Source organism: Geodermatophilus sp. URMC 65 (genome assembly GCF_053502545.1).
The window spans coordinates 4,538,160-4,550,845 of the sequence record NZ_CP199954.1 but is presented as its reverse complement, the minus strand read 5'-3'; the positions used below and the strand labels follow the sequence as shown (position 1 = coordinate 4,550,845).

At 71.2% G+C, this 12,686-nt stretch carries 10 protein-coding genes and 3 pseudogenes; 12 read left to right on the top strand and 1 reads right to left on the bottom strand.

What is annotated here, in order from left to right; genetic code table 11:
* Positions 1-45: 45 nt before the first annotated feature.
* The 9 genes and pseudogenes from ACWIX7_RS22080 to ACWIX7_RS22040 form a co-directional block, all read left to right on the top strand.
* Positions 46-360, top strand: a pseudogene (locus ACWIX7_RS22080) (transposase); the annotation flags it as partial.
* Between the two features lie 458 nt (positions 361-818).
* Positions 819-1,127 (top strand): hypothetical protein, encoded by a 309-nt coding sequence (locus ACWIX7_RS22075; protein ID WP_448618545.1) that lies wholly within the window; start codon positions 819-821, stop codon positions 1,125-1,127.
* Between the two features lie 897 nt (positions 1,128-2,024).
* Positions 2,025-3,473 carry a pyridoxal phosphate-dependent decarboxylase family protein gene (locus tag ACWIX7_RS22070; RefSeq protein ID WP_448618544.1) on the top strand — a complete coding sequence of 483 codons (1,449 nt, stop codon included), beginning with the start codon at positions 2,025-2,027 and terminating at the stop codon, positions 3,471-3,473.
* Positions 3,474-4,323: 850 nt separating this feature from the next.
* Complete coding sequence (locus ACWIX7_RS22065) at positions 4,324-4,632, top strand: hypothetical protein (RefSeq protein WP_448618543.1); 309 nt, start codon at positions 4,324-4,326, stop codon at positions 4,630-4,632.
* Positions 4,633-4,840: 208 nt separating this feature from the next.
* Positions 4,841-6,142 carry a glycosyltransferase family 4 protein gene (locus ACWIX7_RS22060; protein WP_448618542.1) on the top strand — a complete coding sequence of 434 codons (1,302 nt, stop codon included), beginning with the start codon at positions 4,841-4,843 and terminating at the stop codon, positions 6,140-6,142.
* A 93-nt stretch (positions 6,143-6,235) separates the two neighbouring features.
* Positions 6,236-6,505 (top strand): annotated as a pseudogene (locus ACWIX7_RS22055) (transposase); the annotation flags it as partial.
* 13 nt (positions 6,506-6,518) lie between these two features.
* Positions 6,519-6,821, top strand: coding sequence for a transposase (locus ACWIX7_RS22050; protein WP_448618541.1), 303 nt, complete (start codon positions 6,519-6,521; stop codon positions 6,819-6,821).
* A 457-nt stretch (positions 6,822-7,278) separates the two neighbouring features.
* A complete protein-coding gene (locus ACWIX7_RS22045; protein ID WP_448618540.1) occupies positions 7,279-8,313 on the top strand; it encodes a hypothetical protein in 1,035 nt (344 codons plus the stop codon).
* 154 nt (positions 8,314-8,467) lie between these two features.
* Positions 8,468-9,229, top strand: a pseudogene (locus tag ACWIX7_RS22040) (transposase family protein).
* 70 nt (positions 9,230-9,299) lie between these two features.
* Here the strand turns inward: ACWIX7_RS22040 and ACWIX7_RS22035 are convergent.
* Positions 9,300-9,632 carry a histone-like nucleoid-structuring protein Lsr2 gene (locus tag ACWIX7_RS22035; RefSeq protein ID WP_448618539.1) on the bottom strand — a complete coding sequence of 111 codons (333 nt, stop codon included), beginning with the start codon at positions 9,630-9,632 and terminating at the stop codon, positions 9,300-9,302.
* A gap of 930 nt (positions 9,633-10,562) precedes the next feature.
* Between ACWIX7_RS22035 and ACWIX7_RS22030 the strand changes: the two genes are divergently transcribed.
* The 3 genes from ACWIX7_RS22030 to ACWIX7_RS22020 all read left to right on the top strand — a co-directional run bounded on the left by ACWIX7_RS22030 (position 10,563) and on the right by ACWIX7_RS22020 (position 12,409).
* Positions 10,563-10,706, top strand: coding sequence for a hypothetical protein (locus ACWIX7_RS22030; RefSeq protein WP_448618538.1), 144 nt, complete (start codon positions 10,563-10,565; stop codon positions 10,704-10,706).
* A 472-nt stretch (positions 10,707-11,178) separates the two neighbouring features.
* Positions 11,179-11,670: a cupin domain-containing protein gene (locus tag ACWIX7_RS22025; protein WP_448622179.1), complete on the top strand. Its 492-nt coding sequence runs from the start codon at positions 11,179-11,181 to the stop codon at positions 11,668-11,670.
* A gap of 295 nt (positions 11,671-11,965) precedes the next feature.
* Entirely contained in the window at positions 11,966-12,409 is a 444-nt protein-coding gene (locus ACWIX7_RS22020; RefSeq protein WP_448618537.1) for a TIGR03618 family F420-dependent PPOX class oxidoreductase, read from the top strand.
* The last annotated feature ends 277 nt before the right edge of the window (positions 12,410-12,686 follow it).

Below are 12,686 nucleotides of genomic sequence, written 5' to 3'. Positions count from 1 at the left end.
TTCGGGCTCTGCCCTGTCCTGACGGTCCGCCGCAGGGTGCGGCGCATGTCCTCGTCGGCGTCTTCCCCGCCGCCCCGGTTGATCAGTGACGAGCTCTGGGCGCTGGCCGAGCCACTGATCCCGCCGCGGCCTCCGGCGGTGCACGGTCGAACCGGGCGGCCGCGTACCACGGATCGGGACGTGCTCGAGGGCATCGCCCTCATGCTGTCCACTGGCATCGGCTGGGCCGAGCTGCCCCGCGAGCTCGGCTTCGGGTCGGGCTGGACCTGCTGGCGGCGCATGCACGAGTGGGCCGACGTCGGCGTCTTCGACCGGCTGCACCAGGCCGTGCTCGACCGCCTCGGTGAGCGGGGCCGGCTGGGTCCGACGCCTACCGACGAACTCATGCAACCTCTTCTTATCCCCCAGATGTCTTCTTATCCCCCAGATGTCGGCCGCGGGTTCGCGGAGGTTCGCTCATGTTCATCCGCCAAGCTCAGACGGCATACCGAACACGGGCGGACGGTGGAGGGCCCGTGGAGTCGGCGGGATCGTCGCTCCGGAGAACGGCTCCGCTCAGCCAGTCGGTAGCAGCACGTGCGCCGACGCCATGACCGCGGCCGAACGGGCCGTGGTCTGGCTGCACTCAGGTGTCCAGGGTGAGGTGGGGCCGCTGAGGGCGAACGTTGGCTGTCGCGGCACCGGCAGTAGACCGGAACCAGCGGATCACACGGTGACGACGTAGTGACAGCACGGTGACGCCATCTCGTTCACATGGGAACCGACATCCTCGTCCGGTGAGATCACCGAGCGGGCCGCGGCCGAGAACGGAGTTCGCCATGACCCATGGGCTCGTCATGAAGGTTCCGGCACCGACCGAGTTCTACGACGCCCTGCACACCGAGGTGGGGCAGCGCAGCACCGGGAGGGCTGACGGTCTGCTGCTGCACGTGGGCCGGGTGACGGATGAAGGCTTCGAGGTGTTGGAGATCTGGGAGTCCAAGGAGAAGTGCGACCGCTTCTTCGCCGAGGTCGTCTGGCCGGCGATGGACGCCGTGTCGGGCGCCCATGCGCGGCGAGGTGAACCGGTGACGATGGAGTTCGAGCCGCGTGGCCTGATCATCCCCAGCGCGGCCATCGCCGTCTGATGGATCACCTCGCCCTGGCGACGACGCTCTGACTCCGAGTCAGACGACACTTGTCCGAGCCTTCGGGAGCGTTGATCCCGCCGGCTGAGTGCGCTACCCAAGCTGTCAGATAGTGGGCCACTCGAGGACACCGCGGGCCAGTGGTGGCCGATGACAGACAACGACCAAGACCTTGCCGAACCGACACGCCGAACTGGGCGAGGCCGAGCCGGCCCGCGCCCTGGGCGAGGACACCCTGCAGCGCTCCCGCCGGGCGGTGAGCCCCGACCACCCATTCATGCGGTACCTGACACAGGCCACCAGCAGTGGCCACCTTGTGCTCGGGGGCGACGCGGCGGCCGACCGCCCGAGGCGGCCGCAGTGAACATTCCATTCACCGCCTGGACCTGGAGCCTTGCGCAATGAGGGTCCTACAGACCGATGGCGAATCGGGAACATTGATTAGAGACGGCATCAAGAAGCGCTGGAACGAAACACCAGACTCCGATGGAGCGCGTCGTGCCGCCGCTGGACGCACTTCTGTCCGTGCGTGCGCTTGACCGGAGGACGTCACAGTCGATGTCTCCCGCCCAGTCGTCACCACGCGGGCCGCCGACATCGGCAGGTAGCGCGACGCTGATGGCGGTCGAGGACGGGCGGTCGTACCGAGCCGAGCTCGGCAACCGGGCCTTTCGCCGCCGCCGGCGCAGGAGCTACTCGGCGTCCACTGACGGCCGGCGTCCGTCGCCTCGACGAGCAGCGGACCGGGGGCAGGTTGTCGCGACGCCGCCCAGCCGGGTGGTGATCACCTGCTCGTCCAGACACCCGTCGCGGGCGATCGTCGACCGTCCTGTGCACAGCCCGGCGGCGGACCATTCTTGGCCGACGGCCTGGTGTCCGCGAGCGAGGAGGACCGCCATGACGAGCGACGAGACCCCCATCACCTCAAGCCGGTCTCTCCGGGCAGGGGATGCCCCAGCGTCGGATCGGCGCTATGACTGTCTCGACGACGCCGCCCGACTGGCCCGCCGGTATCTCGACGGGCTGCCGGATCGACCGGTGGGCGCGACGGCGGGACTCGGTGAGCTGCGCGCCGTGCTAGCACACCCGCTGACCGACGACGGCGATGATCCCTCGGTGATCGTCGAGAGCCTGGCGCGCGACGTCGACCCCGGGCTGGTCGCGTCGGGTGGACCGCGGTACTTCGGGTTCGTCATCGGCGGCGCGGTGCCGGCCGCGGTGGCGGCCGACTGGCTGGTGTCGGCGTGGGACCAGAACGGCGGCGGCTTCGTCGCCTCACCGGCCCTGTCGGTGGTCGAGGAGGTCGCCGCCACCTGGGTCCGCGAGCTCCTCGGTGTGCCGGCGTCCAGTGGGGTCGGGTTCGTCACCGGCGGCCAGATGGCCAACTTCACCTGCCTGGCCGCCGCGCGGCATGCGGTCCTGCGCGACGCCGGCTGGGATGTCGAGGCGCACGGGCTGCAGGGTGCGCCCCGGGTCCGCGTCCTGGCCGGCGAGTACGCCCACGTCACCGTCGGGGTCGCCTGCCGGCTGCTCGGGCTGGGCCAACTCCTCGACGTGGTACCGGCCGACGACCAGGGCCGGATGCGCGCCGACGCGCTGCGCGGCGCCCTCGCCGACGGCGCCGACACCCCGACGATCGTCTGCGCGCAGGCCGGAGAGATCAACACCGGGGCGTTCGACCCGTTCGTCGACATCGCCCGCACCTGTCGCGAGCACCGCGCGTGGCTGCACATCGACGGCGCGTTCGGGCTGTGGGCCGCCGCCAACCCCCGGCGGCGCCCGCTCCTGGCCGGCGCCGAGCAGGCGAACTCGTGGGCGACCGACGGCCACAAGTGGCTCAACGTCCCCTACGACTGCGGAATCGCCATCGTCGCCGACCCGCCCGCTCACCGCGCGGCGATGACCTCGACCCAGGCCTACGTCCCGGCGCACGCCGACGACGTGCCCTACGGTTTCGACTGGACACCGGAGTTCTCCCGGCGGGCACGGGGCGTCACGGTGTACGCGGCGCTGCGCCAGCTGGGCCGCCACGGCCTGGCCGATCTCGTCGACCGATGCTGCGACCACGCCCGGCTGATCGCCCGACGCCTCGCCGCCGAGCCCGGCATCGACGTCCTCAACGACGTCGTGCTCAACCAGGTCCTCGTACGCTTCGGCGACGACGACGCACTCACCAACACGGTGATCGAACGGGTCCAACGTGACGGAATCTGCTGGCTGGCCGGCAGCACCTTCCGCGGACGCAGCGTCATGCGCATCTCGGTCGTCGGATGGCAGACCACCCCAGCCGATGCCCACCGTAGCGCCGACGCGATCATCACCGCCGCGCGCGCAGCAGGGGGATGACGCCACGCCAAGCGGATCAAAGCCTCGCCAGGTGCCGCTGCAGTACCAATGCGTCCGGGCGCGTCCGCCGGGTCCAGCTACGCCGGACGGACGGCGAGCAAGGCGTGCAGCCTCGCCAGCCGTCGACCCCCAGGAGCCCTAGACAGGTCAATCTGACGCTTGGGACACGCCTACTTAAGTTGGTGGGTTACCCGCCGCACTACCGCGAGCGCAAGGACCACAAACTAATGCCGTGACCTTCATGCGCGACAGCGAAGCGGGACGCACCTTGGTCGTTAATCGGTGCGAAAGAAATTGCGGTCGCCAGGCACGCCATCTCCGCCGCGGCGCTTCCCTCATCTGGATCCCATAGTCGAAGTCGCCGATCCCCCCAAGCGCTAACTATCCGTCCGTCGGGGGCCACTGCGAGGGCCGTTACGGCAGACAGCGCTCTCGGGTTCCGCTCCCCGAAGATGCTGGGCGAGCCGATGCGGGTGCAGCCCAGCCGCGCCAGGCGTCCCACCAGCGAGAACGGGTGGATCCGGCACTCTCGTGGGCCTGGCACAGCGCTTCTTCCCCCGGATGATCTCCGCAGATGGCGATCCGGCCCGTGGACCACGCCGGCCTGTCCGCCCGCGCAGCCGCCGACCAACTCGGCCACGCCACCACCTCCATCGGGCCAACGACGGTTCAGCGTGCAGCCGTCGGCAGGTCGTGGAGACGGTGGAGCCGCACGCCGGACCGACCAGTACCCCGAGGACTACGCCGGAGGTCGACGACCGACAGCTCGACGCCCACCGGTGGTTGCATGGGCGTGCCCGAACGCGCAACGGTGGCTTGCCACGAACGAGGGACCGTCACAGGAGGCGCCATGTCCAGCATCATCAGCATCCGTCGCCAGAGGACCGGCTCCACCGCCACGACGGCGAGCGTCACCGGCGCGATGGCTGTCGGCGCCCGCATCCTCGGGCCGTCGGCAATGGGCCCCCTTGCTCTCGCCGTCACCGCGGTCGGCGCGATGGCCGTCGGCCGGCTCGCGATTGCTGACGCGGTGATCCGGAGACTGCGCGCCGAGGAGATCGAGATCGGCTCGCTGAAGGTTCGCGAGCTCGAGGTGGCCGGCCAGCGCTGGACCGGATCCACCATCTCGTCGATTCCGAGGGCCGATCAGCAGTCGTAGCCGCTCAGGGTGAACGTCGGCAGACGCGGTACTGCCCACGGCGGCCCCTGGGCGATTCCGTCGCCCAACGGCGTGCCGAGGGCCGACTTCGTGCGGGTGTTCAACCCAGACAGAGAAGAGCGCCGGATGACGAGGGAGCCGGTTGCGAACCGACTCCCCACCCGGCGAAACACCGGCGGCGAAGGCGTCCGTCACGCACTCTGATCCGATGCGCATCCTGATCTGGCACGGCTATCTGCTCGAGGGCAGCGGCTCGAACGTCTACACCCGGGAACTCGCTCGGGCATGGAGCCGGATGGGCCACGAGGTCGTGGTCCTCTGCCAGGAGCCGCATCCCGAGCGCTACGACCTGGGCGGCGCCGCGGTCGTCCGGCCGAGCCTGCCCGGGCCGCTCCCGGTCTTCGTCCTGGGACCCTACGAGGACGTGCAGCCGCGGCTGTTGACCGAGCTGAGCCGCGCTGACCGGGAGGCGTTCGTGGCGGCGAACGCGGCGGCCGTACGGGCGCAGGGCCCCGCGGACTTCCTGCTGGTCAACCACGTGCTGCTCGGCGCTCCGGTGGGGGCGGCGTCCGGGCTGCCGTACGTCGTCAAGGCGCACGGGTCGGAACTGGAGTTCGCCATGCGGGGGAACGCCGAGTTGGGCGCCTGGGCCCGGGAGACCCTCGCCGGCGCGGCTGTCGTCCTGGCCGGGTCCCGCCACGTGTCCGGTGTCCTCGGCGAACTCGTCGGCGTGGCCCCCGAGCGGGTCGCCGTCGTCCCCCCGGGCGTGGACGTCGACGCGCTGCGCCCCCGCGAGCGGGCCGCCGCACTGACCGCGCTGGTCGAGGAGAGCCGGCGGGATCCGGCTCATCCGGTGGGGGGGCACGACGAGCGGTTGCCCGACGTGGGCAACGCCGAGCGGCTGGCGGGGTTCCTGAGCGGGGACCGCAAGACGGTGCTGTACGTCGGCAGCCTCAGCGCCGAGAAGGGGGTCTCGCTGCTGCTGGAGGCGCTGCACGGACTGGACGCCCGGGCGGTGGTGGTCGGCTTCGGCCCGGCCCGTGCCGAGCTGGCGGCTGCGGCCGGCCCGGACGTCCTGTTCACCGGCCCGCTGCAGCACCGCCACCTGGCACACCTGTGGCCGCTGGCGGACGTCAGTGTCGTGCCGTCGGTCTTCCCGGAGGCGTTCGGCATGGTGGCTGCGGAAGCCGCGGCCTGTGGGTCGCCTCCGCTGGTCGCCCGGCACTCCGGTCTGGCCGAGATCGCGGCCGGCCTGCAGGGCGAGTACCCGCCGCACCTGCGGCACCTGGCATCCTTCACCAGCGGTGACGCCGAGGACCTCCGCACCCGGCTGCGCGAGCTGCTGGACCTGGACACCGGGTCCTGGCGAGCGCTCTCCGAGGGAGCTCGCCGAGCAGCGGTCCGGCTGTGGAGCTGGGACCACGTGGCCGGCCGCATCCGCGAGCTCGCCGCCGGGGCCGAAGACGATGGGCCGGGGGCCGGGCGGCAACTGGCGGGGCCGGCGCGCTGAGGAGCATGCCCACACCGGGTGGCCCGTGCGCGCTGACGACGTCGTGGGAAGTCGACCTGCACCGACCAGCGCGGCGGCGCCGCCGTCCACGGGCTGTTCTGCCGTTGGGCGGCCGCCGGCGCGTGGGCCGGCATCCATGACGCGCTGCGTGACCGGGCCCGCATCCGGGCCGGACGGCACCCGAACCCGACCGCGGCGCTCATCGACCCCGCCTGGGTCCGCGGCGCGGACACCGTGCCCGCCCGCTCCCGCGGCTACGACGCCGGCAAGCGCGTCACCGGCCGCAAGCGGCACCCGGCCGTCGACACCGGCGGGCTGCTGCTGACGGTCGTGGTCACCATCGCCGGCATCCAGGACCGCGACGGCGCGGTCCTGGATGCCGGCCGCGCTGCGCGCCACGTTCTCCACCATCGTCCTGATCTGGGCCGACAGCGGCTACGCCGGACGCCTGGTGCGATGGGCGCAGACGGTGCTCGCGCTCACCGTCAGCATCGTCAAGCGCACCGATGACCTGACCGGCTTCCAGGTCATCCCCCGCCGCTGGGTCGTGGAACGCACCCTGGCCTGGATCAGCAAGCACCGCCGCTGCGTGCGCGACTACGAGACCCGGCCCGAGCAGGCCGAGGCGATGGTCCACCTCGCCATGATCATGACCATGTCCCGCCGGCCGGCTCGGTGAGCGAGTGCGAAGACGCGTTCTGAGACGACGCGGCCGACACGCGTCCATGAACAGCCCATCTCGATGAGGACACCTCGTGACGGCGTTCGCGGACAGTCGTTCAGGTGCTCGGCGCGTCACCACCGGCTGATCCTGGAGCGCGTGAACGATGGGCCCGCGACCGCTTCGTCCACGAGCAACTGGCCGCGCTGATGGTGGCGGTGGCGGCCGACCTGCGGATGCCGTTCGAGCCCGGTCGGACTCGACATCCGCACACGATGCCAAGCGGAAGGGGCTCGGCCACATGAGCGGGTTGTCTCGGCGGGAGTTCCTGGAGTATGCGTCGGTAGCAGTGCTGGGGATCGGGCTGGGTCGCGGCTTGACCGGATACGACTCTGCTGCTGAGAGCAGTGACAGAACCGGGCGGCTCATCGGCGACGGGTCGACCGCCGACACAGGCCCCCAGCCGCACCAGCCAGTGCCCCAGCGGCTGGAGCCAGGACAGACGCCGCCGCAGTTCGTCGTCTTCTCCTGGGACGGAGCCGCCAACCTGGAGACCGGACTGTTCCCACGGTTCCGCTCGCTGGCGGCCGAGTACGGCGCGGCGATGACCTTCTTCCTCAGCGGCATCTACGCCCTGCCGTCCGAACACCGGATGCTGTACGCCCCGCCACGGCATCCGGTGGGCGCCTCGGACATCGAGTTCCTGTCCACCGCCGAGGTCGTCGCCACCATGAGCGAGGTCCGCGCCGCGTGGCTGGACGGTCACGAGATCGGCACCCACTTCAACGGGCACTTCTGTGGGGACAACGGGGTCGCGCTGTGGACGCCGGCCGACTGGGCCGAGGAGATAGCCCAGGCCAAGCGGTTCGTGCAGACCTGGAAGACCACCACCGGGCTGGCCGGCCGACCCGACGTGGCGCCGCTCCCCTTCGACTACGAGCGCGAGCTCATCGGTGGCCGCACCCCCTGCCTGCAGGGCCAGGAGGGGCTGTTGCCCACCGCCGCTGCGCTGGGCTGGAAGTACGACGCCAGCTCACCCGGTGGAGTGCAGGTCTGGCCCGACCAGCGGTCGGGCCTGTGGGACTTCCCACTGCAGGCTGTGCCGTTCCCCGGCGCCATCGCCGGTAAGAGCCGCCACGCCCTGGCGATGGACTACAACATCATGTACAAGCAGAACAACGGCGATACGGACGGCGACCCGGGCATGTACCCGACCTGGCGGGCCCAGGCCCGCGACGCCTACCTCGCAGGCTTCGAACGCGCCTACACCACCAACCGGGCGCCGCTGTTCATCGGCAACCACTTCGAGCAGTGGAACGGCGGCATCTACATGGACGCCATCGAGGAGGCCCTGCGCCAGATGGCCGAACAGCCTGACGTGCGCCTGGTGTCCTTCCGCCAACTCGTCGCCTGGCTGGAAGCCCAGGACCCGACCATGCTCGCCCGGCTGCGGACACTCTCGCCGGGTCAACCACCTCCCGACGGATGGCGCACCTTCCTGGCGCCCTGATCATGGCTGTGGTGTCCATCAGGGCGCACGATGCCGCGTAGAGATCCTTGCGGGCGGGATCGCAGAAGGGGTCCGAACTCGAGCCTGGTGCCAGTGACGTGTCCTCAACGGATGGTCGGCTGACGCCGTCCTGCGGCTCTGACGTGGCGCCACGCTGCCGACCGACCTGCTCATCGCCGAACGTCGCCGCCGCGGCACCGGTATCGGCGCCCGCGCCGCCACCTGCCGCACCCAGGCGATCCTGGTGCTGCGCTGGTTCCGGGAGGACACCGGCATGCCCACCCTGGCCCGCGACGCCGGAGTGTCGTCGGCTACCGGCTACCGCTACCTGCACGAGGGCATCGACGTGCTGGCCGCCCGAGCCCCCGACCGGCACTCCGTGCTCGAGCAGGGCACGGCCGCCGGCTGGAGCCACGTCGTGCTCGACGGCACGCTGATCGCCACCGACCGCTGCCGAACCACCCCCCCCCGGCACCGGCAATGACCGGTGGTACTCGGGCAAACACCGCGCCCACGGCGGACACGTGCAGGTCCGCTGCGCTCCGGAGGGCTTTCCGGTCGCGGTCCCCGACGCGCAGCCGGGCTCGGTGCACGACATCGCCGCCGCCCGGGCCCCGGGTTACTCGGTGCCGTGCACGCCGCGGCCGCGCTGCTCGGGTCACCCGCGCTGGCCGACCAGGGCTACCACGGCGCCGGCATCGGCGTGCACTCGCCGGTCGAGGGCGCCCGCCTGGCCCCGAGCACCGCGACCCGCAATCAGCTCCTGATCCGGCTACGCGCCGACGGCGCACGCGGCGTCGCCCTGCTCAAGACCCGGTGGGGAGCGCTACGCCACGTCCGCCTGTGCCCGCAGCGGATCGGTGCGATGGCCGCTGCAGCCTCGGTCCCGACCACCGCCGAGCGACCAATCCGTTGAGAACACCTCAGTCCATCGATGAAGGCCCTCAGGGCGCTCGCCGGGCACGCCGGTCGAAGGCGGTGGGGCTTCAGTTGCCGGCGGCCCGGAACTGCTCCACGACATCTGCCTTGATGCGCCCGCGGGCGTTGACCTCGATGCCCTGCCCGGCCGCCCACGCGCGCACCGCGGCCGGGTCGTATCCGGAGTACGTCGGCTTCGCCGCTGGCGCGCTCCGGCGTCCGCCGCCGGTCACCCTCCGCGCAGCATCAACGTACCGAGAAAGTGCTTTGCGCATTTCAGCTGCGTTCTCATCCGAGAGGTCGATCTCGTACTCGGTCGTGTCCAGGGCGAACGTCACGGTCGTGTCGGCCGAGTCGCCAGTGAGGTCATCGACCAGAACGACCTGAGTCTTGGTGGCCATGGAGCGAAGGAATCAGAGGCGTAGGAGGTTGTCAACCGACCGGAACCTGTGAGGGCCATGATGAGCCCCGAGGGACTTTTGTAGTCGGAGTACGAACAGCGGTCAGGCCGGAAGGCACCGACCCATGACCGATCAGGGTATTGCCGTGTGGCGGTTCACGACATTCTCGTATCGGACTTCAGTCTGGCCGCATGGCAGACGGGGGTCGATCCCGCGTCCGGGCTGCACTCGTCGGCTCATCCGACCCACGATGGCAACAGCATCGCGAATCGATCAGGTGATCCCGCAGGACGTGTGGACGACGTGGCTCGTCGGGCCCCGATCGAGGCCAAGGCTCCAGCCGGTCACGCTGTGGCCGAGGGCGCGGAGCGCGGGGTCCGGGAACCGAGGTGGCGGGGTCGTCGGTCATCAGCCCCGAAGCACCAGCACCGGGTGGCCGTCACCACGGCAGGCGGTCGCGAGCAGCGGCCAGGCGGCCGCGAGGGCGGCGACGTCCAGTCCCGCCCGCGGCGGCTCGGGGAGGAGCGAGGCTCGTGAGCGATGGCGCTCGACGGCAGGCACCCGGACAGCATCCATCGCGCGGAACGTGCCAACCCGGCAGGTCGCCCGCCGCAGACCTGCCCGGCGCCGGATCCGGTTGGACCGGCAAGGGACCATGCCACCCCTGATGACGGCTGACTCGCGCAGCAGGACCTGCATCGACCGCCGGTCACCCGGTCGGCGTCCTCGACCGGTCGGTCCGTGTGGCCGAACGCTGCCGGCCGCGGACGGCAGCGTCGCCGTGACCCACGGGCAGGCCCGGACCGGGGACACGCTCATCCGGGTGGATTCACGCCGTGAGCCGAGAAAGGACGCGGCGGACACCCTGGCGTGGCCGCGCAATCAGAGGTAGGGAGGAGCCGTTCTGGCCGTCGACGAGGGAGCACTCCCATGGCCGACAAGTCGCCCCACGACAACCACTCCGCGAAGAAGTCCGGCAAGGCCGTCAAGGTCAAGCGCAGCGAGCACAAGGAGAAGCAGCGGGCCGCCACGGAGATGGAGCGGCTGATGCACCCTCGCAGGGCCAGGAGCTGAGCACCGGGGACCGGCTGGGAGTCGTCGCGCTCGGCGAGGTGCTCGGCGTCGACGTGGCCCACGCCTGCCAGCTCGGCAGGGATTCCTGCGGGCGTGTCTTCCGCCCGACCTGCGGTGGCTGCGATTCAGGCCGGATGGCGGTACTCGACCACCGCTCGGTCTGGGTCGTCGGCTCGAGCCGGACCCGATCATCCCGGGACCGTCCACAGCAACGAGATCCCGCCCGCCGGCCGCAGCTGCCGAGGTGCGCCCGCATGCCTCCGCGTGGGACACGCATCGGCCACAGCAGGCTGCACAGACCTTCACGCTGCGCAGTCGACGGGCTCGTGGCGCTCACCGCGCAGGCGTCGGCGTGACCCTGGTCGACTGGGACCGTGCGCGGTCATCGACGGGTTGGCTGGACCGACGACCTGGAGCGCGCATCCCGTCGGCATCGAGGAGCCCGCGACAGGAGTGGCGATGAGCCAGGACCCTGGCAGCCCGATCATCATCCGGCCCGGCGAAGGCGCACGAGTGCACGGGATGGACATGGCTCACAAGGTGGACGCACACCGTCTCGGCGGTCGGTCTACTCATCATGGAAGGTCAGGTCGCTCCCGGTGCGCTCATCCCGCCGCACACCCACACCCGTGAAGACGAATGCTCCTACGTCATCTCCGGAAGAGTGATGTTCCAGGTGGATGAGGACATCGTCACAGCCGATGCCGGCAGCTACGTGATCAAGCCTCGCGGGGTGTCGCACGCCTTCTGGAACCCCGGCAGCGAGCCCGCGCGGGTGATGGAGCTGCACGTGCCGGCAACATTCGCTCACTACTACGACGAGGTCGGCGCCATCTTCGCCGACTCCGCGATGACCGAACAGGAGCGGCGTGAGGCCCTGGAAGCGCACCACGCTCGCTACGGCGTGACCTTCCACTGGGACCGCGTTGCAGATCTTGCCATTCGCTATGGGGTCAAGCCGTGAGCCGCTCAGGCCACCCCCGGACGGGGAAGCGGCCGTCTCGACCGAAGTCCTGATCCTCGCACCCCCGAGGCCGTCATGATCGCGTTCATGGCGGTGCACCGCCGCCCCCCCAGGCCGCCTCACCGGCAGGTTCCCGCGGCCGCGAACTCCCCCGCACGCCGTCGACTGCCATCGCCGACCGGGCTCGTGCCGGCCGCCGGACGCCCGGCCTGCACCCCGCCTACGGCCGTAGCCCGTTCGTCGACCCCCGAGCAGCTGACCTGAGCCGTCGCGGCGCTGGTGCCAAGGTCTGGGTATGACCAGCCTCGACGACGTCGCGGCCATCGCCGCCGACGACCACCACCTCGCGGTCGTCTCCACGCTGCGGGCGGACTCGACCATCCAGGCCTCGGTGGTCAACGCGGGGATCCTCGCCCACCCGGCGACCGGGCGGCCGTCGCTGGCCTTCGTCACCTACGGCCGGGTCAAGCTGGCCAACCTCCGCGCCCGCCCGCAGGTGAGCGTGACCTTCCGGCACGGCTGGCAGTGGGCGACGGTGGAAGGACGCGCGCAGGTGGCCGGGCCCGACGACCCGCAGCCGTGGCTGGCCGACGCCGACCAGCTCCGCCTGCTGCTGCGCGCGGTGTTCGCCGCGGCCGGCGGCCGGCACGAGAACTGGGAGGAGTACGACCGGGTCATGGCCGAACAACGGCGCACCGCCGTGCTGATCGATCCGGACCGGATCTACAGCAACGGATAGCCGGCGCCGCAACCGGGCTCCTCGGGCCGGTACGCCCCGGCGACCACCGCGCCCTGGGCGCCGGGACGGTGTCGCTGCGGGGACCCTCTCGCCATGACCTCGCACTCCGAGGTGCCGGTGGCCGGACGGCCGCGTGGACGGCCGGAGGGGGCGGGACCACCGCAGTTCCCGGCACCGTCCCCGACCGGTCCGCGCTCCGGGACCTGCCCGAGCTGATGTGGGACACCGGCTCCACCATCGCCGCCCTGTCGGTGGACAGCAGCCCGCGGAGGCACCG

Coding starts and splice junctions, on each gene's coding strand:
- ACWIX7_RS22060 (WP_448618542.1), top strand. CDS start 4,841: ATGCGCATCCTGATCTGGCACGGCTATCTGCTCGAGGGCAGCGGCTCG.
- ACWIX7_RS22065 (WP_448618543.1), top strand. CDS start 4,324: ATGTCCAGCATCATCAGCATCCGTCGCCAGAGGACCGGCTCCACCGCC.
- ACWIX7_RS22035 (WP_448618539.1), bottom strand. CDS start 9,632: ATGGCCACCAAGACTCAGGTCGTTCTGGTCGATGACCTCACTGGCGAC.
- ACWIX7_RS22075 (WP_448618545.1), top strand. CDS start 819: ATGACCCATGGGCTCGTCATGAAGGTTCCGGCACCGACCGAGTTCTAC.
- ACWIX7_RS22020 (WP_448618537.1), top strand. CDS start 11,966: ATGACCAGCCTCGACGACGTCGCGGCCATCGCCGCCGACGACCACCAC.
- ACWIX7_RS22030 (WP_448618538.1), top strand. CDS start 10,563: ATGGCCGACAAGTCGCCCCACGACAACCACTCCGCGAAGAAGTCCGGC.
- ACWIX7_RS22050 (WP_448618541.1), top strand. CDS start 6,519: ATGCCGGCCGCGCTGCGCGCCACGTTCTCCACCATCGTCCTGATCTGG.
- ACWIX7_RS22070 (WP_448618544.1), top strand. CDS start 2,025: ATGACGAGCGACGAGACCCCCATCACCTCAAGCCGGTCTCTCCGGGCA.